This is a genomic window from Streptomyces sp. NPDC092296 (genome assembly GCF_044755465.1).
Classification (GTDB): Bacteria; Actinomycetota; Actinomycetes; order Streptomycetales; family Streptomycetaceae; genus Peterkaempfera.
Genome location: NZ_JBIVRB010000018.1, coordinates 29,928 through 54,255, shown reverse-complemented (window position 1 = coordinate 54,255; position 24,328 = coordinate 29,928). Strand labels below are relative to the sequence as shown.

Annotated in this window: 21 protein-coding genes and 3 pseudogenes; 15 read left to right on the top strand and 9 right to left on the bottom strand. The window is 73.3% G+C overall.

Annotation, left to right across the window (positions count from 1 at the left end):
* Positions 1 to 266: 266 nt before the first annotated feature.
* The 3 genes from ACIQGZ_RS26720 to ACIQGZ_RS26710 all read right to left on the bottom strand — a co-directional run bounded on the left by ACIQGZ_RS26720 (position 267) and on the right by ACIQGZ_RS26710 (position 2,437).
* Positions 267 to 683: a chaplin gene (locus ACIQGZ_RS26720; protein WP_402606486.1), complete on the bottom strand. Its 417-nt coding sequence runs from the start codon at positions 681 to 683 to the stop codon at positions 267 to 269.
* A 217-nt stretch (positions 684 to 900) separates the two neighbouring features.
* Positions 901 to 1,944, bottom strand: a complete 1,044-nt coding sequence (locus ACIQGZ_RS26715) for an aldo/keto reductase (RefSeq protein ID WP_402606484.1) — start codon at positions 1,942 to 1,944, stop codon at positions 901 to 903.
* Between the two features lie 160 nt (positions 1,945 to 2,104).
* On the bottom strand, positions 2,105 to 2,437 hold the full coding sequence (locus ACIQGZ_RS26710) for a hypothetical protein (RefSeq protein WP_402606481.1): 333 nt from the start codon (positions 2,435 to 2,437) through the stop codon (positions 2,105 to 2,107).
* A 309-nt stretch (positions 2,438 to 2,746) separates the two neighbouring features.
* Between ACIQGZ_RS26710 and ACIQGZ_RS26705 the strand changes: the two genes are divergently transcribed.
* Both ACIQGZ_RS26705 and ACIQGZ_RS26700 read left to right on the top strand, forming a co-directional pair.
* On the top strand, positions 2,747 to 3,970 hold the full coding sequence (locus ACIQGZ_RS26705; RefSeq protein ID WP_402606478.1) for a hypothetical protein: 1,224 nt from the start codon (positions 2,747 to 2,749) through the stop codon (positions 3,968 to 3,970).
* A gap of 266 nt (positions 3,971 to 4,236) precedes the next feature.
* Entirely contained in the window at positions 4,237 to 7,656 is a 3,420-nt protein-coding gene (locus ACIQGZ_RS26700; protein WP_402606476.1) for a glycoside hydrolase family 3 C-terminal domain-containing protein, read from the top strand.
* Between the two features lie 55 nt (positions 7,657 to 7,711).
* Here ACIQGZ_RS26700 and ACIQGZ_RS26695 read toward each other — a convergent pair whose 3' ends face one another.
* A complete protein-coding gene (locus tag ACIQGZ_RS26695; RefSeq protein WP_402606474.1) occupies positions 7,712 to 8,659 on the bottom strand; it encodes an SDR family NAD(P)-dependent oxidoreductase in 948 nt (315 codons plus the stop codon).
* Positions 8,660 to 8,808: 149 nt separating this feature from the next.
* On the opposite strand from ACIQGZ_RS26695, the gene ACIQGZ_RS26690 reads away from it, so the two are divergent.
* On the top strand, positions 8,809 to 9,387 hold the full coding sequence (locus tag ACIQGZ_RS26690) for a TetR/AcrR family transcriptional regulator (RefSeq protein ID WP_402606473.1): 579 nt from the start codon (positions 8,809 to 8,811) through the stop codon (positions 9,385 to 9,387).
* A 17-nt stretch (positions 9,388 to 9,404) separates the two neighbouring features.
* Here ACIQGZ_RS26690 and ACIQGZ_RS26685 read toward each other — a convergent pair.
* Positions 9,405 to 9,591, bottom strand: a pseudogene (locus tag ACIQGZ_RS26685) (response regulator transcription factor); the annotation flags it as partial.
* A 63-nt stretch (positions 9,592 to 9,654) separates the two neighbouring features.
* On the opposite strand from ACIQGZ_RS26685, the pseudogene ACIQGZ_RS26680 reads away from it, so the two are divergent.
* The 3 genes and pseudogenes from ACIQGZ_RS26680 to ACIQGZ_RS26670 all read left to right on the top strand — a co-directional run.
* Positions 9,655 to 10,182, top strand: a pseudogene (locus tag ACIQGZ_RS26680) (type II CAAX prenyl endopeptidase Rce1 family protein); the annotation flags it as partial.
* Positions 10,183 to 10,613: 431 nt separating this feature from the next.
* A complete protein-coding gene (locus ACIQGZ_RS26675; RefSeq protein WP_402606471.1) occupies positions 10,614 to 11,705 on the top strand; it encodes a LysR family transcriptional regulator in 1,092 nt (363 codons plus the stop codon).
* A gap of 469 nt (positions 11,706 to 12,174) precedes the next feature.
* Complete coding sequence (locus ACIQGZ_RS26670; RefSeq protein WP_402606469.1) at positions 12,175 to 12,699, top strand: hypothetical protein; 525 nt, start codon at positions 12,175 to 12,177, stop codon at positions 12,697 to 12,699.
* A gap of 72 nt (positions 12,700 to 12,771) precedes the next feature.
* Here ACIQGZ_RS26670 and ACIQGZ_RS26665 read toward each other — a convergent pair whose 3' ends face one another.
* Positions 12,772 to 13,548 (bottom strand): SDR family NAD(P)-dependent oxidoreductase, encoded by a 777-nt coding sequence (locus ACIQGZ_RS26665; protein WP_402606466.1) that lies wholly within the window; start codon positions 13,546 to 13,548, stop codon positions 12,772 to 12,774.
* A gap of 368 nt (positions 13,549 to 13,916) precedes the next feature.
* Between ACIQGZ_RS26665 and ctaD the strand changes: the two are divergent.
* A pseudogene (gene ctaD, locus ACIQGZ_RS26660) lies at positions 13,917 to 15,575 on the top strand (cytochrome c oxidase subunit I); the annotation flags it as partial.
* A complete protein-coding gene (locus ACIQGZ_RS26655; RefSeq protein WP_402606464.1) occupies positions 15,572 to 15,931 on the top strand; it encodes a hypothetical protein in 360 nt (119 codons plus the stop codon). The pseudogene ctaD and the gene ACIQGZ_RS26655, both read left to right, overlap by 4 nt.
* 55 nt (positions 15,932 to 15,986) lie before the next feature.
* On the opposite strand, the gene ACIQGZ_RS26650 is transcribed toward ACIQGZ_RS26655, so the two are convergent.
* Entirely contained in the window at positions 15,987 to 16,364 is a 378-nt protein-coding gene (locus ACIQGZ_RS26650) for a DUF1801 domain-containing protein (protein ID WP_402606461.1), read from the bottom strand.
* A gap of 145 nt (positions 16,365 to 16,509) precedes the next feature.
* Between ACIQGZ_RS26650 and ACIQGZ_RS26645 the strand changes: the two genes are divergently transcribed.
* The 4 genes from ACIQGZ_RS26645 to ACIQGZ_RS26630 all read left to right on the top strand — a co-directional run bounded on the left by ACIQGZ_RS26645 (position 16,510) and on the right by ACIQGZ_RS26630 (position 19,111).
* Positions 16,510 to 16,833: a YciI family protein gene (locus ACIQGZ_RS26645; RefSeq protein WP_402606459.1), complete on the top strand. Its 324-nt coding sequence runs from the start codon at positions 16,510 to 16,512 to the stop codon at positions 16,831 to 16,833.
* Positions 16,834 to 16,896: 63 nt separating this feature from the next.
* Entirely contained in the window at positions 16,897 to 17,127 is a 231-nt protein-coding gene (locus ACIQGZ_RS26640) for a hypothetical protein (RefSeq protein ID WP_402606456.1), read from the top strand.
* Positions 17,128 to 17,406: 279 nt separating this feature from the next.
* Positions 17,407 to 18,027 (top strand): L,D-transpeptidase, encoded by a 621-nt coding sequence (locus tag ACIQGZ_RS26635; RefSeq protein ID WP_402606453.1) that lies wholly within the window; start codon positions 17,407 to 17,409, stop codon positions 18,025 to 18,027.
* A 103-nt stretch (positions 18,028 to 18,130) separates the two neighbouring features.
* Positions 18,131 to 19,111 (top strand): amidohydrolase family protein, encoded by a 981-nt coding sequence (locus ACIQGZ_RS26630; protein WP_402606451.1) that lies wholly within the window; start codon positions 18,131 to 18,133, stop codon positions 19,109 to 19,111.
* Between the two features lie 13 nt (positions 19,112 to 19,124).
* Here the strand turns inward: ACIQGZ_RS26630 and ACIQGZ_RS26625 are convergent, their stop codons facing one another.
* Positions 19,125 to 19,964: an HAD family hydrolase gene (locus ACIQGZ_RS26625; RefSeq protein WP_402606449.1), complete on the bottom strand. Its 840-nt coding sequence runs from the start codon at positions 19,962 to 19,964 to the stop codon at positions 19,125 to 19,127.
* Positions 19,965 to 20,210: 246 nt separating this feature from the next.
* Between ACIQGZ_RS26625 and ACIQGZ_RS26620 the strand changes: the two genes are divergently transcribed.
* Together ACIQGZ_RS26620 and ACIQGZ_RS26615 are read left to right on the top strand one after the other, a co-directional pair.
* On the top strand, positions 20,211 to 21,164 hold the full coding sequence (locus ACIQGZ_RS26620; protein ID WP_402606447.1) for a carbohydrate kinase family protein: 954 nt from the start codon (positions 20,211 to 20,213) through the stop codon (positions 21,162 to 21,164).
* Positions 21,165 to 21,179: 15 nt separating this feature from the next.
* On the top strand, positions 21,180 to 21,845 hold the full coding sequence (locus tag ACIQGZ_RS26615) for a hypothetical protein (RefSeq protein WP_402606444.1): 666 nt from the start codon (positions 21,180 to 21,182) through the stop codon (positions 21,843 to 21,845).
* Between the two features lie 253 nt (positions 21,846 to 22,098).
* Here ACIQGZ_RS26615 and galE read toward each other — a convergent pair whose 3' ends face one another.
* On the bottom strand, positions 22,099 to 23,094 hold the full coding sequence (galE, locus tag ACIQGZ_RS26610) for a UDP-glucose 4-epimerase GalE (protein WP_402606442.1): 996 nt from the start codon (positions 23,092 to 23,094) through the stop codon (positions 22,099 to 22,101).
* A 261-nt stretch (positions 23,095 to 23,355) separates the two neighbouring features.
* On the opposite strand from galE, the gene ACIQGZ_RS26605 reads away from it, so the two are divergent.
* On the top strand, positions 23,356 to 24,327 hold the full coding sequence (locus ACIQGZ_RS26605; protein ID WP_402606439.1) for a metal ABC transporter solute-binding protein, Zn/Mn family: 972 nt from the start codon (positions 23,356 to 23,358) through the stop codon (positions 24,325 to 24,327).
* Position 24,328 lies beyond the last annotated feature (1 nt).

Below are 24,328 nucleotides of genomic sequence, written 5' to 3'. Positions count from 1 at the left end.
CGGGGTGACCTCCGGGGGTGTCGGGCGCCGGGCGGGTGCACAGGCGGGGGAAGTCCACCGCACCCGGGGCGCCCGGCGGGCGGATTGGGCCGTTCGGCGGCGTGGCACCGCCCCTCGGGTGACCGGCCGCCTCGGGCCCGGCCGCTGCCTCGGCGTCCGGTCCGGCCCCGGACGCGGCGGTGGTCCCTGGACGGGCGACTGCCTGTCCAGGGACCACCGGCCTGTGCACTCAGCCGGGCAGGGGATCACCCGGCAGCGGGCTGGGGTCAGCGACCGCCCCAGTCACCGCCGCGGTCGCCGCCACGCCCACGGTCGTGGCCGCCCTCGCCCCAGCCGCCGCGGCCCTTGTCGTGGCCCCGGTCCTCGCGGTCCCGCTCCTTACGGCCGCCCTCGCGCCCCCGGATGAGCTCACCACCGAACTCGCGGTGGCCGCGGTCACGGCCCCCTTCGGCGTTGATGCAGGTGTTGCCACCGACCGGGTTCAGCAGCGCGAGGATGTTGATGCCGTTGCCACAGAGGTTGATCGGGATGGTGATCGGGACCTGGACGACATTGCCGGACAGCACGCCGGGAGAACCGACCGCAGCGCCTTCGGCGCCGCCGGCGCTGGCGGTGCCCGCGCCGGCCGCGACCAGGCAGCCGGAGGCGGCGACCAGGACGGCAGCCTTCTTGATCGTGTTCATTGAGGAACTCCTCAGATGAAGGGATGGTGCGACCAGGGAAACGAAAGATCCGCTCCGAGGAAATGACCGCCGGGCCCCGACCACCCGGAAGGCCGCCAGAACTTCCCCCGGTCAGCCCTACCCGAGCTCCTGGCATACCGTCGGCAGCCGTCGCAGGCCACGCAGTCCCGACGGTAGGGGGCCGGGATCGCGGAGTCCGGGCGCGCCGCGCCGCAGGTCACACGGCCGGCCGTCCACCGCCCAGCCGACCGGCCGACACGGCATCAGCCGGCGCCGCAGCCGGTACGGGTGCGTCGGCCCGCAGCAGACCCCGCTCGCGCAGCTCCGCCCAGAGCGAGTCCGGCACCCCCTGCCGGTACAGCGCCGTGTTGCGGGTGACCTGCTCCGGCGTCCCCATGCCCAGCGCGACCGAGACGACGGCGGGGTGGGCGAGCGGGAAGACGATCGCCGCCGCCGGGAGGCTGGTCCCGTGCCGCTCGCAGACCTCCGCGATCGTCCGGGCGCGGGCCACCAGCTCGGGTGGCGCGGTCGCGTAGTTGTACGTCAGCTCGGCGGACGGCCGGTTGCGGGCGAGCAGGCCGGAGTTGAACACCCCGGCGGCCACCACGCTCTTGCCCGACTCCCGGGCGGCGGGCAGCACATCGTCCAGCGCGTCCTGTTCGAGCAGGGTGTAGCGGCCGGCCAGCATCACCAGGTCCGCCGCCGTCTCGCGCAGAAAGCGGGTCAGCATGGCCGACTGGTTCATCCCGGCGCCGATCGCGCCGACCAGCCCCTCGTCGCGCATCCGGGCCAGCTCGGGCATCGCCTCGTCCGCCGCCTGCCGCCAGTGCGCGTCGGGGTCGTGCACATAGACGACGTCCAGCCGGTCGAGCCCGGTCCGCCGCAGCGTCTCCTCGACGGACCGGCGCACCCCCTCCCGGCTCCAGTCCCACTGCCGGCGCAGGTCATCGGGTACGTCGAACCCCTGGGTGTCCCGGCCGCCCGGGTGCTCGTTGCGCACCAGCAGCCGGCCGACCTTGGAGGAGACCGTGAACTCCCGGCGCGGCCGCCCGGCGAGCGCCAGCCCGAGCCGCTGCTCGGAGAGCCCCAGCCCGTAGTGCGGCGCGGTGTCGAAGTACCGGACGCCCGCGTCCCAGGCCGCGTCGACGGCGGCCACCGCCGTCTCGGTCGTCGTCGCCCGGTACAGATTGCCGATCACCGCCCCACCGAAGCAGACCTCGGTCAGCTCCAGCGCGGTCCCCGCGATCCTGCGGCGCCTCATGTCCGCCCCCTCCGTGCTGCCCGGTTCCGGCGGGCCCGGCTGCCCGCCGCGACCGCGCCCAGGATACGGGCGGGCCCGCGCGGCGTCGCCGGGGCGGCCGGGACCGCTGCCAGGTCGAACCGGAAGTCGCGGCAACCTCCACCCGGGCGCCGGCGGCGGGTCAGCCCGAGAGGATCAGGAGTGCCCGGGTGCCGGTCTCGCACAGCGGACGGTGGCACCAGTCCGCCCGGTGCCCCGGGTGGCCGTCCCAGGTGGCCGCCTCGTCCACCAGCAGATTCCAGTAGAGCAGCGGATAACCCGAGTAGCGGAGGGCCTCCTGTGCCCGGCGGGCGAGGCTGCGCACATGCTCCCGGCGGCGCTCGACCCCCGAGACCGGGGTGTCGAGCCGCAGGCAGTTGCCGCGCAAGTCGTCCAAGCGTGCCTCCACAAAGGCCACCAGGGCGTCGATGTCCGCAGCGCACGGCGGCGCGGGAATGATGTCGTCGCTGGTCATGGACCCATCCTGAGCCGCTGTCGGCCCCGGTGGCACCCCGGGCAGACCCGCGCTGCGCCGTGCGGGTGGCAGCCGTCCCGCAGCACCGGAAAAAGCCAGAAAATACCGAGCGGAACCCCGCAGAAACGGCGGACAAGAAAAATTCCGTCACCCCGGACGGAAAATCAGTACCGATCACGGCCGCCGGATCTCCCGCAATTCGGCGGGCCGCCTGGCGGCAGAGTGCCGTGACACGGGACCGAGTCGACTGCTACAATGAACGCGCTGGCCTTCGGCGTTCCCGAATATGGGTGTCCGGAGGCTTTTTTCATGCTTCCTGACACCTCCGCGCCCCGCACCCCTGCCCCCACCGGCTACCGCGCTCTGCTGCGCAACGGCGAGTTCGTCGGCCTGTACGCCGGTTTCACACTGACGGTCGCCGCGAGCACCTTGTCCGGCTTCGCGCTCGCCAACCTGGTCGACCGGCAGACCCGGTCCCCGTTCCTGACGGCCATGAGCATGTACGCCGCCACGTTCGCGGCGGTGCTCGGTGCCTTGACGCTGATGTCGGTCGCGGACGGGAGCCGTCCCCGCCGGGTCCTCGTCGCGCTCCAGTGCGTCTCGCTGCTGGGCGTGGCCGGGCAGGCGGTCCCGGGGCTTGCGTTGACGGTCCGGTTCGGCCTGCTCCTGGTGCTGGGGTTCTTCCAGTCGCTGGGAACCGGCACGCGGCTGGGCCTGCTCGCCGAGGTCGTACCGACCGCCGGCTATGCGTCGGCCCGTTCGCTGCTGAACATCACCTCGGGTGGCATGGCGATCCTCGGCTATGCGATCGGCGCCGCCCTGCTGCGGTATCTGAGCCCGCAGGAGGTCTGCACCGTCGCCGCGGTCCTGACCGGACTCGGGCTGCTCGCGGTGGCGGGGACCGTACGGGAGCACTCGTTCCGGCTGACCCGCCGCCCGGGGCTGCGGCAGACCTGGACGACGAACACCGCACTCTTCTCGCACCCCGGACGCCGGGCGCTGCTGCTGAACCTCTGGGTCCCCAACGGCCTTGTCGTCGGGTGCGAGGCGCTGTTCATCTCCTACGCCCCGGAGCACGCCGGTGCCCTGCTGGCCGCCGGATCGGCAGGCATGCTCCTCGGGGACCTGACGGTCGGGCGGCTGCTCACCGCCGAGCAGCGGCGCCGCTTCGCGTTCGCGCTGCGGCTGCTGCTCGCCGCGCCCTACCTGCCGTTCGCGCTGCACCTGCCCATGCCGGTGGTGACCGCTGCGGTGTTCGTCGCCGGCACGGGGTTCGCCGCCACGCTGCCCTTGCAGGAGCAGTTGCTCGCGCTGACCCCCGAGCCGGTGCGCGGCCAGGTCCAGGGCGTCGAGTCGGCGGGCCGGATGACCTGGCAGGGCATCGGCGCCGCTGCCGCCGGCGGCCTCGCCCAGTACGTCACCCCCGGCACCGCGATCACGACCGCTGCCGCAGTCTCCGTGGCCGTCACCGTCCTCTCCCGGCCGTTTGTGACCCGCGCCCGTGCCGTCCACGTCGAGGAGGCCGACGCATGAGCCGTATCGATGGACGGGTCTGCGGTTTTTGGAGAGCGCTCTCACCGGATGTATTGACACCCCCTCACTTGCTGGCGAGGATCGCAGTCGGCGGTCCGCCACGGCTGCGCACCCCTGCGCCCGGCGCACTGCCGCTGTTCGCGGCGCCGTCGCGCGCCGGCCTGGTGCCGTCCCTGGTCAGGGCGGGTTTCGAGGCCCAGTTCCACTCCGTCCGCCCGTCCCACCGGTCGCCGCCCGCTGCGGCGATCCCGTCGTTTGGAGTACCGGTGCGCCATTGGAGAAGGCGGTCCGCGCTGCCCGCCGCCGTTGCCCTGCTGCTGGTGGCCGGAGCCGTCTCGGCCGCCGAGGGCCAGGCCCAGGCCGCGACGCAGCCCTGGATGAACACCGCGCAGCCGCCCGCGCAGCGGGCCGATGAACTGCTCGCCGCGATGACGCAGGCCGAGAAGCTGACGATGCTGCACGGCGGTGCGTCCTGCGGGTACGCGGGCTGCGTCAACGCCAACACCCGGCTGGGCATCCCGGCGCTGCACCTCCAGGACGGCCCGGTCGGGGTCGGTGACGGCATGTCGGGGGTGACCCAGCTGGCGGCGCCGGTGGCCGGTGCGGCCAGCTGGGACACCGCGCTGATGCAGCAGTACGGCGAGGTGCTGGGCGCCGAGCAGTGGGGCAAGGGCACCAATGTGGTGCTGGCCCCCACCATCAACATCGTGCGTGATCCGCGCTGGGGCCGGGCCTTCGAATCGCTCGGTGAGGACCCGTACCTGGCCGGGCAGCTCGGCGCCGCCGACATCCGGGGCATCCAGAGCCAGGGCCCGATGGCCCAGGTCAAGCACTACGCGGTCTACAACCAGGAGACCAACCGCAACAGCAGCGCCGACAACGCGATCGTCTCGGACCGGGCCGAGCGGGAGATCTACCTGCCCGCCTTCGAGACCGCCGTCCAACAGGGCCAGGTCGGCTCGGTGATGTGCTCGTACTCGGCGGTAAACGGGCCGATGGCCTGCGAGAACGGGCCGCTGCAGAACGGCGTCCTCAAGAACGACTTCGGCTTCACCGGCTTCATCACCTCCGACTGGGGCGGCACCCACTCCACCGTCGCCTCCGCGAACAACGGCCTCGACATGGAGATGCCGGGCAGCGACTACTACGGCACCGCGCTGACCAACGCCGTCGCGAGCGGGCAGGTCTCGCAGGCCACCGTGGACGACCACACCCGGCGCATCCTGCTGTCGATGTTCCGGCAGGGCCTCTTCGACAGGGCGCAGTCCGGTTCGGCGGACGCGGTGGTCACCTCCACCGCCCACGCGGCGGTCGCCCAGCAGGTCGCGGAGGAGGGCAGCGTCCTGCTGAAGAACGGCTCGTCGGTGCTGCCGATCGGCTCGGCGGTGCACTCGGTGGCGGTGATCGGGGACGACGCCGGTACCGACGCGATGACCCAGGGCGGCGGCAGCGCCGGCGTGAACGCGCCGCATGTGGTCACTCCGTACCAGGGCATCAAGGCACGGGCCGGCTCCGGCACCTCGGTCACCTTCTCGCAGGGCACGCCGTCCGCCAGTGGGACGCTGACACCGGTCGGCAGCTCGTACCTGAAGCCGTCCTCGGGCAGCGGCAACGGCCTGTACGGGCAGTACTACAACAACACCAACCTCTCCGGTACGGCCGTCACCAGCCGGGTCGACTCCGACATCGACGCCGTCTGGGGCGGCCAGTCCCCGGCCCCCGGCGTCGCGGGCACCAACTGGTCGGCCAAGTGGACCGGCACGCTGACCCCGCCCGCCAGCGGCAGCTACCAGTTCTCGCTCAACAGCGACGACGGCAGCCGACTGATCATCAACGGTCAGCAGGTGATCAACAACTGGTACGACCAGGGCCCGACCACCCGGACCGGCAACATCACCCTCACCGCGAACCAGCCGGTGAGCATCGAGGTGGACTACTACCAGGCCGGCGGCGGCAGCAACGCCAGCCTGGGCTGGCAGATCCCCGGCCAGTCGCTGCACGACCAGGCGGTGGCGAACGCTCGCGGCTCCGACCTGGCGGTGGTGTTCGTGAGCGACTTCGAGTCCGAGGGCAGCGACCTGGCGAACATTGACCTGTCGGCCGCACAGAACCAGCTGGTCAGCGATGTGGCGGCGGCCAACCCCAACACCGTGGTGGTCGTCAACAGCGGCTCGGCGGTCACCATGCCGTGGGCCGACTCCGTCCGGGGCATCGTCGAGAACTGGTACCCCGGCCAGGAGGACGGCACCGCCATCGCGGCGCTGCTCTTCGGGGACAGCAACTTCTCCGGGAAGCTCCCGGTCACCTTCCCCAAGTCCCTGGCGGACGGCCCCACCACCAGCGCGGCCCAGTGGCCGGGCCAGAACGGCACCGTGCAGTACTCCGAGGGCGTCAAGGTCGGCTACCGCTGGTACGACGCGCAGAACAAGGCGCCGCTGTTCCCCTTCGGGTACGGCCTGTCGTACACCACCTTCGGGTACGCCAACCTCTCGGTGGGCGCGCCGGACAGCGCGGGCAGCGTCGCGGTCGGCTTCGACGTCACCAACACCGGCAGCCGCGCCGGAGCCGAGGTCGCCCAGGTCTACGTCGGGCAGCCGTCGGCCACCGGTGAGCCGCCCAAGAACCTGCGCGGCTTCCAGCGGGTCGCGCTGGACCCCGGCCAGACCAAGCATGTGAGCGTCACCCTGGACGCCCGCAGCTTCCAGTACTGGACCAGCGGCTGGACCAACGCCGCAGGCAGCAACGCCGTCTACGTCGGCTCGTCCTCCCGGGACATCCGCCTCACCGGCCAGACCACCATCCCGGCAGGCGGCAGCACCGGCGGCGGTGACCAGGGCGGCGGTGACCAGGGCGGCGGTGACCAGGGTGGCGGCGGCACCCAGACCGCGCTCTCCCGCACCGGCTGGACGGCGTCGGCCTCGGCCACCGGCGGCGGTGACGTGCCGGCGAACATGCTGGACGGCAGTGCGGCGACCCGGTGGTCCAGCGGGGTGCCGATGGCGGCCGGGCAGACGGTGACGGTGGACATGGGCGCGGCCCACTCCATCGACCGGATCACCATGGATTCGGGTGGCAGTGCGAGTGACTACGCCCGGGGTTACCAGGTGTCGCTGTCGACGGACGGGTCCAACTGGGGTGCCCCGGTGGCGACCGGTACGGGTACGGGGGCGCTGGTGAGCGTCACGTTCCCGGCGCAGAGCGCCCGGTACATCCGCGTCACCCAGACCGGCACCTCGACCTCCTGGTGGTCCATCGCGGAGTTCAACGCCTACACCGCGAGCGGCGGATCGAGCCTGCTGCCGCGCACCGGCTGGTCGGCGTCGGCCTCGGCCACCGGCGGCGGTGACGTGCCGGCGAACATGCTGGACGGCAGTGCGGCGACCCGGTGGTCCAGCGGGGTGCCGATGGCGGCCGGGCAGACGGTGACGGTGGACATGGGCGCGGCGCACTCGGTCAGCCGGATCACCATGGATTCGGGTGGCAGTGCGAGTGACTACGCCCGGGGTTACCAGGTGTCGCTGTCGGCGGACGGGACTGGCTGGGGTGCCCCGGTGGCGACCGGTACGGGTACGGGGGCGCTGGTGAGCGTCACGTTCCCGGCGCAGAGCGCCCGGTACATCCGCGTCACCCAGACCGGCACCTCGACCTCCTGGTGGTCCATCGCGGAGTTCAACGCCTACGGCTGACGAGCTCGCCGCTCCCCCGCCCCCGTACCACCGGGGCGGGGGACCGGCCCTGCGGTCAGCCGGCCGGCGTCCGGACGGAGACCTCCCAGAGCCGGGCGGCCGCCTCGGGGTCGAGCGCGTACCCGGCAACCCCGCTGCGGGTGCCCGGCTGGTGGGCCTGCGCCTGGTTGCAGTCCTCGAAGTACCGGCCGCCGATGCCCGCCGGCAGCGGCGAGGCCGCCACCAGCACGGATGTGGCCGCGCCCTGCTCGGGCGTCTTCCAGGCCGGGGCCGCCGGGCCGCCGCTCAGCGCCCGCATCCGGTCCAGTTCCTCGGTGCTGACATAGCGCTGGAGGTTGGTCCGGATCGCGCCCGGCATCAGCGCGTTGACGGTGATGCCGTCGTCCGCCCAGCGCCTGGTCGCCTCCACGGCGAAGAGCACATTGGCCGTCTTGGACTGCCCATAGGCCGCCCACGGCTCATAGGCGCGCTCGCGGAAGTGGATGTCCTCGAAGACGACCGGCGAGCGCAGATGGGCGCTGGAGCTGACCGACACGACGCGGGCGCCGCCGGCCGCCGCGAGTGCCCGGTGCAGGCCGGTGGCCAGTGCGAAGTGCCCGAGGTGGTTGGTGGCGAACTGGAGCTCCCACCCCTCCGGCGTGCGCAGCTCGGGGCAGGCCATGATGCCGGCGTTGTCCACCAGGATGTGCAGCGGGCCGTCCCAGGCGGCGGCGAACGAGGCCGCCGAAGCCCGGTCCGCGAGGTCCAGGGGCGCCACCCGCAGCCGCGCGTTGCCGGTGCTCGCGGTGATCTCCTCGGCGGCGCGCCGCCCGGCGTCGGGGTTGCGGACCGCCAGGGTGACCTCGGCGCCCGCGCCGGCGAGTGCCCTGGCGGTCTCGACGCCGATGCCGGACGAGCCGCCCGTCACGACGGCCCGGCGGCCGGTGAGGTCGATCCCCGCCACGACCTCGGCGGCGGTGGATTCAGCGGTGAACGGTGTGGTGAGGCGGGTGGGCTCGGTCATGGTGGTTCCCGTCGTACTCGATGGGGGTGGCCCGTGCGGGCAGGCCGGTAGAATGCGGAAGCGGAGGACCCTCCGCTTTCACTTCCACAGTAAGTGGAGGCTCCTCCGGTTAGCAAGCGGCAAAACCGTGCCGTCGACGAGGAGGCGCCATGCCGGCCACCGGCCCCCGACCGCTGCGGGCCGACGCGCAGCGCAACCGCGACCGGCTGCTCGCCGCCGCGCTGCGCGCCTTCTCCCAGGGCGGCCCGGAGGCGACCCTCGACGCGATAGCCCGGGGCGCGGGCGTCGGCATCGGCACCCTCTACCGCAACTTCCCCACCCGCGAGGCGCTCATCGAGGCGGCCTACCGCAGCGAGCTGGCGAAGCTGCACGACGCGGCGGCGGACCTGCTGCGGTCGCTGCCGCCGGACCGGGCACTCCGCAGCTGGATGGACCGCTATGTCGACTACATGTCCACCAAGCGCGGGCTGGCCGGCGCGCTGCGCACCGTCATCGCCTCCGGCGGCAACCCCTACGCCCAGAGCCGTGACAGCCTGATCGCCGCGATCACCACCCTGCTGCACGCCGGGGCCGCCGCCGGGACCGTACGGTCCGACATCGGCCCCGAGGACGTGCTCACCGGCCTGTCCGGCGTCTGCCTCGCCGCCGGTGAGCCGGACCGCCGCGAGCAGGCCGGGCGGCTGCTCGACCTGCTGATGGACGGCCTGCGGCACGGCGCCGGCGGCTGACGCGACAGCAGTCCCGGTCAGCCGCCGGGGATGGCGAAGCCGGACTCATGGGCCGTGATCACCGCCTGGGTGCGGTTGGCGGCGCCGAGCTTGGTGAGCCCATTGCCGACAGGCGTCTTCACCGTCTCCAGGCCGACCACCCAGCCGCCCGGCGATGTCCTGGTCGGACAGCCCGGCGGCCATCAGACGCAGCACCTCGCCTTCGGGATTTCCTGGGGGTCGTGGTCGGCCGCCCGCTATCTGTGCCACGTCCCGCTCGACAATCCGGTGGCGCAGCTTCCGGGCGCCGTCGGACCGGCCGTGGCGGCGATCGTGGTACGCCGCTGGGTGACCGGGGAGGGCTGCGGCGACGCCGGTCTCGCGCTCCGGCTGCGGCGCGGACGGGGCTACCACCTGCCGGCCCGGCCGGCCCGCCGGCGCCGGCCCGCCGGCGGTCGGGCTCGCCTGGGCGCTGGGGCGCTACCGGCTGGGGGCGGCGCCGCTCGACGGCCTGGTCCCGGGGCTGCCCGGGTGACAGGCGCCGGCGCTGGGGATGCCGCTCTACTGGGTGAGGAGTGCGGCTGGACCGGATATCTGCGGCCGCGCGTATCCACCGGACGGCCCTATCGGTCGATTGCCGTCACCGGGCTGATCTGGGCAGGCCGGCATTGTCCGCTGCCGTTTCTCGGACATGTCGACCACCGCAGTGTCGCGGTCGACACGCTGCTCCGGACGGTGGGTCTCCTGCTCCAGGAAGCCGTCCTCGCCTGGCTCCGGCTGCGCAGCGGCACCATCTGGACGGCGAGCCCGGCGCACGCCGGGAACACCATGGTGTCCTCCCTGCTGATCACCCTGGCCCTCCAGGACGGCGCCCAGCTCACCGACTCACTGGCCGCCCTGCCCGCCCTCGCCCCCCGGCGGCCGTCAACGGCCGGCTGCTGCGCACCGGACGACTGGCACCGCCCCCGCCGACCCGGCAGCAGGCACCCGCACCCGAACCGGCCGCCGAGCCGATCAGCCGCTGACCGCAGGGCCCACACGGCCCCCGCCGGGCGAACCGGACCTCGGCTCTCCGCTGGTCGAGGCCCACCCCGCCGAGTAGAGTCGCGCCGGACGGGCGAGGGCGCCCGGCGCGGAACGACGCCAGGGTGCCCCGTCACACCCGGGCGGAACCAACGTCACGGGTGCTCCTGCCTGCACCCGGTGACCGGCTGTCACACCGGCCGACCCAGGAGGGGGAACGCGGCATGGACCTCGGCATTCGAACGCTCCGCACATTCTGCGAGGTCATCCACGCCGGGTCCTTCACCCGGGCCGCCCGCAGACTCGGCTACTCCCAGTCCAGCGTCACCGCCCAGGTCCGCGCGCTGGAGGACCAGGTGGGGGAGCCCGTCTTCGAACGGCTCCCCACCGGCGTCCGGCTGACCCCGGCCGGCCACACCCTGCACGCCTACGCCCGCCAGATGCTGGAGCTGGTGGGCGAGATGGAGGAGGCACTGCGCGGCCCGGCCGCCAGGACGCCCCGGGTGGTGCTCGGGCTGCCGCACTCCCTCGCGTACGGCCAGCAGCTGACCCGGCTCGCCCACCTCGGCCGCCGCTTACTGCCCGGCGTCCAGCTCGCCGTCCGGGTGCTGGGCACCGAGCAGCTGCGCACCGCCCTGCGGGAGGCGGAGGTCGACGGCGCCGTGCTGCTGACCGGGCCGGCCCGCGCCACGGCGGCGGATGTCCCCGCGCCGCCGGGGGAGGGGGACGACCAGGAGGGCGGGTCGGCCACGGTCCCGCTGCTCACGGTGGAGTTCTCACCGGTCGTCGGCGCCGCTTCCGCCGCCCGGCCCGAGCCGGCGCGGCCGGTGGCCGGCCCCCCGCCGGTGGTGATCACCGACCCGGACTGCCCCTCCCAGCGCTGGCTTCCCGAACTGCTGCGGCTGCGCGAGGGCCGGGCCCCCGAGATCGTGGAGATCGGTTCGGCGGACGGCGTCCATATCCTGGTGCTCTCCGGGCTGGGCTGCGCCATGCTGCCGACGGCCCTGACGGCGGCCCGGCAGGGCAAGGGGCTGCTGCCGCTGCCCGAGGTGCCGGCCATGCACTGGACGGCTTCGCTGGTCACCAGCCCCGACGGCGGGTTGCCCGCCGTGCACCGCAAGGCGCTGGCGGAGCTGCTGCGCCAGGTGCTCGGCGGGTCGCCGCGCCCGTCGTCGGACGAGCTGTCCGCCCCGGCCCACGGCGGCGCGCTGCCCGGTCCCGTACCGCCGCCCCGGGGCGGTCCCGCGCCGCGCTCCGGCGGCCTGTCCGCGATCGGCGTCGCCGGGGGTGCCGGGCCCCGGGGCGAGGTGGCCTGACGCGGAGCCGGGCTGCGGCGTCACCACCGCTCCGGCTGGTGAAACCACTGGTCGGGGCCCGATCGGTAACCGTCATGGCGGGCATCGAAGGAGCTGATGGGCCCTCCCGCCGGCCGCCGCGCGCTGGCTAACGTGCGGGGGAACGAACCGATGGGCCGCCGCCCTCCACAGCAGGACGGACGCGGTGGGCGGGATCGAGGGCGGGCGGTACCGCCTCGCTCCGCGCGGCGCCCCCGGCTCGCTCAGGCGGCGGACTCGGCAGGCAGCGCGAGCCGTCCGCCACTGGCGACGGCAGCGGATCGCTGCGGTGGCACCCGGTGGGAGCGCTCCCATGGGCCACGGCGCCCACCCAGCACCCACCCCGGCTCCCGTACCGGCACCCGCGCCCACGTCCACCGGGCTCGGGCGCCGCAGGTCCATCCCCAGCCGGCCGACGAGCGGTCGGCCGTCCCAGCCCGGAGGCGACACCGTGACCGTGACACCCGAGACCCACCGCGCCAGGCCCCAGGTCACCGCCGCCCCCGGTCTGACCGACCGCCTCGCCGGCTGGGCGCCCCAGCTGCACCGGCACGGGCTGGCCCTGCTGCGGGTGGTGCTGGGGCTGGTCTACATCTGGTTCGGCGTCCTCAAGGTCATCCAACGCAGCCCGGCGGCCGAGCTGGTGACCGGCGTCATCCCCTTCCACACCGGGAACTGGGCGGTCACCGCCCTCGGCTGCTTCGAGGTGGTGCTGGGGATCTGGTTCGCCTCCGGCCGGGCCCTGGGCTGGGCGCTGCCGATCTTCTGCGCACACCTGGTCGGCACCTTCGGCGTGCTGGTGATGATGCCCCATGAGTCCTTCCAGCACGGCAACCCGGTGCTGCTCACCATGGACGGCGAGTTCGTGGTGAAGAACCTGGTGCTGCTCACCGCCGGGGTGGTCGTCGCCACCGTGCCCCGGCCCGGCGCCGGGCCGGCGCCGACCGCCGCCCCCGGCACGGCGGACCGGCCCTGACCCCCGCCGGGGCCGCGGGGCCGGGTCGGCCGGTGGCCGCCGCCACCGGCCGACCCGGGGCCCGACCACCCGTCAGAGCGCGGGCAGCTCCGTACCGGTGATCCCGGCCAGCACGGACAGCAGGCGCTCCTGCTGCTCCTGGTCGTACGCGGCGGGGTTGGCCTTGAGCGACTGCCGGTGCTTGAGGTACCTGCCGCTCAGCACGGCCTCGGCGTCGTCGCCGGTGGTGAGCCAGATCTGGGTGTCCGCGCCCTGCGGCAGCTCGTCGGTGGCCTCCGGGCCGCCCATCCGGGTCTTCACCCAGCCGGGGTCGACCGCGTTGGTGGGGACGCCGGGCCAGTGCCGGGCCACGGCGAAGGCGAGCAGCACATCGAACAGCTTGGAGTCCGAGTACGCCTGCATCCCGTGCCAGGGCCGCCGCTCGTACTGCAGGTCGTCCCACTGCGGGTCGCCGTCGGCCTCCAGCCCCGAGGTCAGGTACACCAGCCGGCCGGGCCGGGGCATCAGCGCGGTCAGCAGGTACGGCGCCACCACATTGACCTGGAAGAGCAGTTCGAGGCCGTCCTCGGTCACCGTGCGCTCCGGCGCGCCGCCGCCGAGACCGGCGTTGTGGATCACGGCGTCGAACGGCCCCGCCGCGGCGGCGGCCTCCGCCACGGCCCGGGTCTGGGCCAGTGAGGCCAGGTCGCCGACGACCACCCCGGCCGCGCCGGGCAGCGCCGCCCGTACGTCGTCCGCTCGGGCGGCGTCCCGGGCGTGCACGACCACGCGGTGCCCGGCGGCGACCAGCGTCGAGGCGGTCTCCAGGCCGATGCCCTGGGTCGACCCCGTGATGAAGATGCTGCTCATGGTGCTCCCTCGATCCGAACGGCGGCTGGGGCGGCCCCGACCGGGCGGCGGGGCGCCTCGGCGTACGCGGCGGACCGCCGAGCCGGGGCCCTTGGGCCGCCGTCGGCTTGGGAGCGCTCCCAGAAGGGAGCCTTCCACCGCCCGCGTCCGCCCGTCAACCGCAGTCGGCGGCGGCCCCCGGCTGCCGCTGCGACGCTCCCCCGATCGGGCTAGGTAACCGGGTGATTACTCGACGTGACTGGCGGCCTATGTCAACGTGATCGCGTCGAGGCGGTTGTCGATCGCGAAGGAGCACTGCGGTGACCACGACGGACAGGGTGGGGCAGGCCGCAGCAGCGGCCCCTCCGCCGGAGGGGCGGGCGCGCGGCGGCAGGGCGGTCGTCAACTGGCTGACCACCACCGATCACAAGGCGATCGGCACGCTGTACATGTGCACCACGTTCGCCTTCTTCCTGATCGGCGGCATCCTCGCGCTGGTGATGCGTGCCGAGCTGGCCCGGCCCGGCACCCAGATCGTGTCGAACGAGCAGTTCAACCAGGCGTTCACCATGCACGGCACCATCATGCTGCTGATGTTCGCGACGCCGCTGTTCACCGGCTTCGCCAACTGGATCATGCCGTTGCAGATCGGTGCCCCCGATGTGGCGTTCCCCCGGCTGAACATGTTCGCCTACTGGCTGTACCTGTTTGGCTCGCTGATCGCGGTGGCCGGCTTCCTCACTCCGGACGGCGCCGCGTCCTTCGGCTGGTTCGCCTACTCGCCGCTCTCCGACATCATCCACTCGCCGAGCGTCGGCGGCGATATGTGGATCATGGGCCTGGCCTTCTCCGGCTTCGGCACCATCCTCGGCTCGGTCAACCTGATGGCCACGATCATCTGCATGCGCGCCCCCGGCATGACGATGTTCCGGATGCCGATCTTCACCTGGAACGTGCTGCTCACCGGTGTGCTGGTGCTGCTCGCCTTCCCCGTGCTGGCCGCCGCGCTGCTGGCGCTGGAGGCGGACCGCAAGTTCGGCGCACACGTCTTCGACCCGTCCAACGGCGGCGCCCTGCTCTGGCAGCACCTCTTCTGGTTCTTCGGCCATCCGGAGGTGTACATCATCGCGCTGCCGTTCTTCGGCATCATCTCGGAGATCATCCCGGTCTTCAGCCGCAAGCCGATGTTCGGCTACGCCGGTCTGATCGCCGCCACCATCGCCATCGCCGCGCTGTCGGTCACGGTGTGGGCGCACCACATGTACGTCACCGGGCAGGTGCTGCTGCCGTTCTTCTCCCTGATGTCGTTCCTGATCGCGGTGCCGACCGGGGTGAAGTTCTTCAACTGGATCGGCACGGCGTGGAAGGGCTCGCTGAGCTTCGAGACGCCGATGCTCTGGGTGGTGGGCTTCCTGGTGACCTTCCTCTTCGGCGGGCTCACCGGGGTGCTGCTGGCCTCGCCGCCGGTCGACTTCCAGGTGTCCGACTCGTACTTCGTGGTGGCGCACTTCCACTACGTGGTGTTCGGCACGGTGGTCTTCGCGATGTTCGCCGGCTTCTACTTCTGGTGGCCCAAGTTCAACGGCCGGATGCTGGACGAGCGGCTGGGGAAGATCCACTTCTGGACGCTCTTCGTCGGCTTCCACACCACCTTCCTGGTCCAGCACTGGCTGGGCGCCGAGGGCATGCCCCGCCGGTACGCCGACTATCTGGCGTCCGACGGCTTCACCACGCTCAACACCGTCTCCACCATCGGCTCCTTCCTGCTGGGCCTGTCGGTCCTGCCGTTCCTCTACAACGTCTGGAAGACCGCCAAATACGGCGAGAGGGTCACGGTGGACGACCCGTGGGGCTACGGCCGCTCGCTGGAGTGGGCCACCGCCTGTCCGCCACCCCGGCACAACTTCGTCACCCTGCCGCGCATCCGCTCCGAATCCCCGGCGTTCGACCTGCACCACCCCGACATCCCCGATGACGACCAGCTGGTGGGCGGCACCGCGGGCGTCCGCGCGGGGGCGGGGGGCATCGAACCGGGTCCGGGGCGGTGAGCCGCCGCCGGGACGCCGGTGACCCGGGGCGGGAGTGCGCCGCCGGGCTGCGGCAGCTGGACGGCTATCTGCTCTGGCACGGCGAGACCGCTCGGGCCCGCGAGCAGGCCGAGGCGTTCGCGGACCGGCTGCCCTGGCTGCTCGGCCCGCAGCGCGAGGAGGTCGTCCGGGTGTACACCGCCGAGCGGCTGGAGACCTCCCGGGCCACCATCGTCCGCATCGCCGACCGCACCCGGCAGCTCCAGCGCCAGTACGCGGCCCGCTACCGCGCGCTGCGGCTGCGGCTGCTGGCCCTCTCGTTGGCGGCCTGGGCCTGCCTGGGCACCCTGCTGGGGCTGCTGCTCCCGCCGGGCTGACCCCCGGCCCCGCCACCTTCGGCCACGGGTGGCGGGGCCTTCGTCGTCCGGTGGCTCAGCGGCCGGCCCCCACCGGCTCCTCCAGGGAACGGGCCAGGCGCAGCCAGCCGCTGAACAGCTCGGCGTCCAGGTCGGCCGGGGTGCGGAGCTTGACGGAGGCCATCTCCCGCGCGTTGGCCGTGAGGCGGCCGGACGGGTCGGTGAACTCCTGGCCCCGCCAGAATCCGAAGGTCACATGGCCGGCGTACGCCTTGAGATAGCAGACCGGGGACTTGCCCGGGGCGGCGCCCAGGCTCCACACCGGGTGCCCGTGCCAGACCGCGCCCGCGCCGGGCAGCGCCGCCTCGATGAGCGGCAGCAGCCGGTCGGTGAGCTCGCGCTGGGCGGCGGGGAGCGCGGCGCAGTAGTCCTGCACGGTGGCGAACTCGGGCATGTCGATCGTCCTCTGCTCTGGGATTCGGCTGTTCGGTCCTCGTATCGACGTCGGCCGGGTGCTGTGACAGGGAGCGCCGCCATTCCCTGTCGCATCGCCCCGTTCGACGGGTGGGTGAAGCAACGGATGAGAAGGAGCGACACCCATGCGGTTCCTGATGACGAACAAGGCCGGCGGCGCCGAACCCGACGAGAACTTCTACGACGAGATGGGCCGGTTCATCGAGGAGCTGACCGCGAGCGGGGCGCTGCTGGCCACCGGTGGCCTGGAGCCGGGCGGTATCCGGCTGATCTCCGCCGGCGGGGAGCTCACGGTGACGGACAGGCCGTTCGCGGAGGCCAAGGAGGCCGTGGCCGGCTTCGCGCTGATCGAGGTCCGCTCCCGGGAGGAGGCCGTCGAACTGGCCCGCCGCTTCCGCCGGATCGTCGGGGACGGCGAGAGCGTGGTCCAGCAGGTCTTCGGCCCCTGACCCCGGCTCCCGGCAGCCGCCCCGGCTTGCGCGCGGGCCGGGGCGGCTGCTGTCATCGTCCCCGTGCTGGACGCTGCTCCCCGAGCTGCTGGGCGGCCGGACCCGGGGCCCGCTGTTCCTCGCCGACCGGCGGCCCGGCCCGGCCCGTACGCCGGGGCGGCCGATCTCTGCCCGGACACCGGCCGCAGCCGGCTTTCGTACGAGCGGGCGGAGTACCTGTTCAAGCAGGCCACCAAGGTGCTGGACCCGGCGGGCAGCGGCTACACCCTGCGGCAGCTGGCGGCCCGCGACTGAGCCCGGCCGCTCGCCGCAGCGCCGCCGGTCGGTGTGAGGTCGCGGGTCGGTGTGAGGAGGCTGGGCGGGGGTAGAAGGCCCGCTACACCGGCCGGTAAAAGTACCGGTCAGGCGATGGAGCACCGGATACCGGCATTCTGCGGTCGGCGCAGCGCCCCGCAGGGCTAGCGTCCCGAGCCGGAGGGACCGCCATCGCCGCCTCCTGCCAGTGACCCCTACCTGTGCGTACGCCCCCCGGGCGGGCCACAGGTGCTCGCCGACACCACGGTGGTGATGAGGGTGACCAGAAACCGACTCAGCAGTCCGCGCCGCGCCGCGCTGTCCAGCGGACTCGCGACGCTGCTCATGGCGGCAGTGTGCGCCGGGACGACCGGCCTCCAGGCGGGTTCCGCCGCCGCCGCTCCCGGAAACGGCGGTGCCGCGGGCGTCGCGGCGCCGGACGCGCTCCAGCCCGCCCGCGACACCGAGCCCGCCGCCACGGGCCATGTCACGACCATCGACCAGAGCACGCACCAGCTGCGCGCCACCGTCGACGGCAAGACGGTGGCGGTCTTCCCGGCCGGCTTCGGCATGGCCAGGTTCCCCACCCGGTCCGGTACGTACCACGTGCTGGGCAAGGACCCGATGGTCGAGATGACCTCGTGCAGCGCGCGGATCACCTGCGACTCCGGCAGCCCCGACTACTACGACCTCCAGGTCCCCGACGCGGTGCGGCTCACCTCGGGCGGGCTGTTCGTGCACGCCGCGCCCTGGGACCACAGCGTCGGCTCGGTCGACACCTCGCACGGCTGCATCCACCTGAACCCGGCGGACGCCAAGTGGTTCTACGACTTCAGCCAGGTCGGTGACACCGTGATCGTGGAGGGCACCGGGCGGGGCGGCGGTCCGGTCGGTCCCTGACGCGTCGTCGGTGGGACCACTCGGCCCGGACGGGACCCGTCCGGGCCGAACCGCCGGGCCCGCACCCGTCTCCTGACGCCCCCTCACCGCAGGAGAGACCCCGATGAGCAGCACCGGAACGCCCCTGGTGGACGTCCACACGCACTTTGTGACTGAGGAGTACATCGCCGCCGCCAAGGCCGCCGGACACCTGCGGCCCGACGGCATGCCCGGCTGGCCCGGCTGGCGGGCGGAGGAGCAGGTGGCGCTGATGGACGGCTGGGGCGTGGGCACCGCCGTGCTCTCGGTCTCCTCACCGGGCACCCACTTCGGCGACGACCGGGCCGCCCGCAGCCTGACCCGGCAGGTCAACGAGTACGGGCGGGGCATCGCGCGGGCCCACCCCGGCCGCTTCGGCCACTTCGCCTCGCTGCCGCTGCCGGACGTCGAGGGCGCCCGGCGCGAACTGGCCCACGCCCTGGACGAGTCGGGCAGCGACGGCGTCACGGTCGAGACCAACGCGGGCGGGGTCTACCTCGGTGACCGGCGCTATGACCCGCTGTACGCGGAACTCGACGCCCGCGCCGCCGTGGTGTTCGTCCACCCCACCTCGCCGCCCTGCTTCGAACAGCTGTCGCTGGGCCGCCCCCGGCCCATGCTGGAGTTCAGCTTCGACTCCGCCCGTACCGTGAGCGACCTGGTCTTCTCCGGGGTCCTCACCCGCTACCCCGGCATCCAGTGGATCATCACCCACGGCGGCGGCGCCCTCCCGCTGCTGGCCGACCGGATGGAGCTGTTCCGCAGCGTCTTCTTCGGCGGCGGCCCAGGCGGGCCAGGTGGGCCGAGCGTGCCGCAGCAGCTCGCCGGCCTCTGGTTCGACATGGCCGGTACGCCCTTCCCCCACCAGGTGCCCGCCCTGGTCAGGGCGTTCGGCAGCGACCGGCTGCTCTACGGCAGCGACTCCTGCTGGACGCCCGCGCCCGGCGTCACCGCGCAGGTCGCCACCGTGGACGGCGCCGAACAGCCCGCCGGGGACAGCTGGCGCGCCCTGACCACCCGCAACGCCGAACGCCTGCTGCCCCGGCTGCTGCGGGACCGGGACTGACCCGCCGTACCGCTCAGCAGGCCAGCAGCCGGTCCAGGACCACGGCGACGCCGTCCTCGTCGTGGTCCGGCGCTATCTCGTCGGCCACGGCCTTGAGCTCGGGGTGGGCGTTGCCCATCGCCACCGCGTACCCGGCCCAGGTGAGCATCGGGATGTCGTTGGGCATGTCCCCGAAGGCGATGACCTCGTGGCTGCCCACGCCGAGGGAGTCCGCGACCCGGGCCAGGCCGGTCGCCTTGTCGAAGCCGGTGGGCAGCAGATCCACCATCCGGGGACCGGCGTGGACGACCGTCAGCCCCGGGCCGCAGCACCGGGCGGCGGCGGCCACCAGGTCGCCGTCCGACAGGTCGCGGTGCCGGATCAGCACCTTGTCGACGGGCTGCTCCCACAACTGCGCGACCGAGGCCGGCCGGAAGGGGGCCAGCGCGCGTTCGTCGCCCCGGCCGAATCCCTCGGTGACCAGGAACTCGCCGTGCAGCCCCGAGGTGACGACGGCCAGCTCCACCGGCCCGACCAGCGCGGCGAGGCGCGCCAGCGCGTCCCGGGCCGCGTCCCGGTCCAGCTCGGCGCCGGTCAGCAGCCGGCCGCGTCCGGCGTCGTAGACCTGCGCGCCCTGCCCGCACACGGCCAGCCCCCGGTAGCCGAGGGCGTCGAAGAAGGGCGCGCAGCCGGAGGCCGGTCGGCCGGTGGCGATGACATGCTCGATGCCTCGCTCCGCGAGGCGGCGCAGCGTCGCCCGGGTGCGGGGCGAGACGGTGGAGTCGGCGCCCAGCAGTGTGCCGTCCAGGTCGGTGGCCACCAGGCGGATCGGGGACGCCGGGTGGGTGGGCACCGGGTGGGCGGTGCGGTGCATGGCTGAGCCTCTCGTCGCGCGGGAACGTCCCCCGCCGGGACCGGGGGCGGGTGACGACCAGCAGCGTACGTGCCGACGCGCCAGCCGGAACGGGACGGGTGCCCGCGGTCACCCCCGCCTCGCCGCCCCTGCAAGGCCTCTCGGAAAGTTTCGGAAATCCGTTGCGGCGCTGGGTGGCGCGTGGCAGCATCGGCGTCCAGCGGAGCCGCGGCGGGCGGCCGAGGGGGGACCTGGCCGAGGGGGGACATGTACGACATCCTGGTGGTCGGCGGCGCCGGCGTGGACACCATCGTGCGGGTGGAGCAGCTGGAGATCCCCGAGGGCGACTCGGTGGGCGTGCCGCCGGTGGTCGACCATGTGGCGCACACCGGGAACGGCGTGGCGCTGGGCAGCCTGGCGCTGGGGCTGCGTACCAAGTTCATCGACTTCCTCGGCGCGGACCCGCAGGGCGCCCTGATCCTGGACGCGTACCGCCGCCACGGCCTGGACTTCAGCCATCTCGTCTCCCCGGCCGGCACCCCGCGCGCGGTCAACCTGGTGGACGCGGCCGGGCGGCGCTTCTCCTTCTACGACGGCCGCCACCCGGCCGATCTGCGGCTGCCCCGCGCCTTCGCCCTGCCCTTCCTGGAGCGGTCCGCCCACGTCCACCTGTCCATCAGCAACGTCAACCGCGACCTCTACCCGGACATCCACCGGCTGGGCGTCAGCTGCTCCACCGATCTGCACGCCTGGGACGGCAGGCAGGAGCACCACCGGCAGTACGCGTTCCAGTCCGACCTGGTCTTCATGTCGGTCGCCGGCTGCCGGGGCGGCCACGAGGCGGTGATGCGCTCGATCCTGGCGGGCGGCCGGGCCGTCCTGGTCGCCGCCACGGCGGGTGAGCACGGCAGCTATCTGCTCACCCGGGACGACGCCGCACCGCGCCACTTCCCGGCCGTCGACCCGGGGGCGCCGATCGTGGACAGCAACGGCGCGGGCGACGCGTTCGTCACCGGCTTCCTCAGCCGCTGGTCGGCCCGGCGGCCGGTCGAGGAGTGCATGCTGGCCGGCGCGGTCTCCGGCGCCCATGCCTGCACCACCGCCGGCACCCACACCTCCTTCATCGACGCCGCCCGCCTCCAGGCCGAGCTTGCCGCCCACCAGGCCGGCCAGGGCGGCGTTGACGGTCCCTCAGCAGCGCCGCAGACTGGAGAAGGCTGAGCCGGGGAGGGCGCCATGGGGGTGGCAGGACGGTCGGACGGCCCGCCGACCGCCGAGGTGCGGCGGGCCGAGGCGGCGCTGCGGGCGGCCCAGGCGCCGGGGGCCGGTGCCGGTGACCTCCAGGCGCTGCGGGACGCGCTGCCGGTGCTCGGACGGGCCGCACGCCAGGACCCCCGGGGGCTCCTGCTCTGCGCCGAAGCGCGTCTTGTGCTGGGCGCCCACGCGGGGGAGCAGCGGCGGTACGCCGAGGCGGTCAGCCTCAGCCGGTCCGCCGTGGACCTGCTCAAACGGCTGACCCCGCGCGATCCGGCCCGCAACCCGCCGGCCGCCGTCCGGCTCGCCCGGGGCTACGGCGACCTGGGGCTGTGGGAGGCCCGCGCCGGGCGCGGCGGCGTCCGCCCGGTGGTCAAGGCCGTCCGCATCTGGCGCCGGCTGCACACCGCCGACCCCGGCAACCCCGACCACCTGGTCGGCCTGGGGCAGTCCCATCTGCTGCTGGCCTCCCGGCTGCTCGACCAGGGCAACGGCCCCAAGGCGTACGCGGCGGCCCAGGACGCGTCCGACTGGTACGGACGCGTCCCCGCCGAGCAGCTGCCCGACCACGCCCGCCGGGAGATCGCCGACGTCGAGCGGCTGCTCTCCCAACGCGACCGGCTGCTCGGCAACGCACCCCCGCCCTGAGCGGGCGTCAGCAGCCGGGCCCAAGTGACCGTAGGCACGGCCACAGCCTCGACGCGCTCGGGGGCGTCGGCACGCCGGAGGCCGACTGGACCGCAGGCCGTCGGCTCCGCGAAGCGCTCGATCCCCCGCCACGTCTACCGGGACGCCGCGGCGGAGCACCGGTGGGGCGGTCCCGGTCATCGACACCTGCCGGCTCTCGAAGCCCGCCTCCAGCCAGGCCAAGGCCGCCCGGAAGAGTGAGGGCCGGAGAGGTTCAGTCCTTGAGCATCGCGTCGCGCACGGGGATCCAGTCCAGGGCGGACCGGATGGCCTCCTCCAGGGACAGCTTCGGCGTCCATCCCAGCAGCTTCGCGGCCCGGTCGCTCATGGTGTACCCGCCGGCGACGTCACCGGGGCGCGGATCGGTGTCGGCCGTGGCCAGGGGCGGGCTTACGACGTTGTTGAACGCGGTGCACAGCTCGCGGACGGTGGTGCCGGAGCCGGTGCCCAGGTTGATCGCGATCGACGGCTGGGCGTGGGTGAGGATGGAGTCGAACCGGTCGATCGCCGCGATGTGGGCCGCGGCGAGGTCCCAGACATGCACGTAGTCACGGATGCCCGTTCCGTCGCGGGTCGGGTAGGTCACGCCGGTGACCGGGAACGGCGTGCCCTCCTGGTGGGCCTCGATCAGCTTCCCCAGCGCGTGGCTGGGCCGCTTGAGCTGGAGCCCGGTCCGCAGCAGGGGGTCCGAGCCGACCGGGTTGAAGTACCGCAGGGACAGCACCCGGATCTTCCCGGCCGCGGCGATGTCGGCGAACATGTGCTCGCACACCGCCTTGGTCCGCGCGTAGGGGCTCTGCGGTGCCAGCGGCGAGTCCTCGGTGACGGGGGAGCCGTCCTCGGCCTGGTAGATGGAGGCCGAGCTGCTGAAGATGAGGCGGTCGCAGTCGTTGCGGTGCAGGTGGCGGACGAAGTCCAGGCTCTTGGTGACGTTCGCCTCGTAGTAGCCGATCGGGTCCGCCACGGACTCCGGCACCACGATCAGCGCCGCGCAGTGCACCACCGCGGAGATGTCCGGGTGCTCCGAGAAGATCCGGTCGATCAGGGCCCCGTCCGAGATGTCGCCCTCGTAGAAGATCCGCCCGGCGGTGAATTCGGCGCGGCCCCGGACGAGGTTGTCGACGATCACCGGAGTGACGCCCGCGTCCAGGCAGGCCGAGGCGACGGTGCTTCCGATGTAACCGGCTCCACCGGCGATGAGGACGGACACGAGGACTCTCTTCTCTCGGCAGACCCAGGAGGCGACCGGGCCAGGCTAGCGGAGAAACCGCCCCGGGCCGTGGCCGCTCCTGACCGACAAGCGCGGCTCATCAGGGGCCTCGACCCACGGCGAACCCACCCCGACGCAGAAGCGTGACGTGGTGACAGGTTACGAGATGGTAATGATTCCCATCATCGTTAGCTCTCTGGTCAAAGTGATAGTCATTTTCAATTATGGTGGGATCTCCCCTGCTCTTGAAGGAGATCCCTCATGCGTACCGCCCTCACCGGCCGCCGCCCGCTCCGCCTCGCCGCCCTCGGCGGCGTGGCGGCCGCCCTGGTCGCCACCAGCGCCTGCTCCACCGGGTCCACCAGCGCCGCCCCGAAGGCCGCCCCGGACTCCGCCACGGCCGGGCAGCCGAGCCGGACCATCCAGGTGGTGGCCGCCGAGAACTTCTGGGGCAGCATCGCGGAACAGCTGGGCGGCAGCCATGTCAAGGTCACCAGCATCATCGACAACCCGGACGCCGACCCGCACGACTACGAGCCCACCGCGGCCGACTCGCGCACGGTCGCCACCGCCCAGTACGCCATCGTCAACGGCATCGGCTACGACGCCTGGGCGCCCAAGCTGCTGGCCGCCAACCCCGACCCCGGCCGCACCGAGCTGACCGTGGGCGACCTGGTCGGGGTGAAGGACGGCGGCAACCCGCACCGCTGGTACTCGCCCGCCGACGTGCACACCGTGATCGACCGGATCACGGCGGACTACCAGAAGCTCGACCCGGCCGACGCCGCCGACTTCGCCGCCCGCAAGACCGCCTTCGAGAACCAGACCCTCGGTGAGTACGACCGGCTGATCAGCGACATCAAGGCGACCTACGCCGGCACCCCGATCGGCGCCTCGGAGTCGATCGTGACCCCGCTGGCCGAGGGCCTGGGCCTGAAGATGCTGACCCCGGAGTCGTTCCTCGACGCGATCAGCGAGGGCGCCGACCCCACCGCCAAGGACAAGGCCGCGATCGACGCCCAGATAGCCCACAAGCAGATCAAGATCTACGTCTACAACAGCCAGAACGCCACCCCCGATGTGCAGGCCCAGGTCAAGGCGGCCAAGGCCGAGGGCATCCCGGTCGCCACCGTCACCGAGACCCTCACCCCGGCCGGCGCCTCCTTCCAGCAGTGGCAGGTCGCCCAGCTCAAGGGCATCGAGCAGGCCCTCGCCCAGGCGAGCGGCAAGTAAC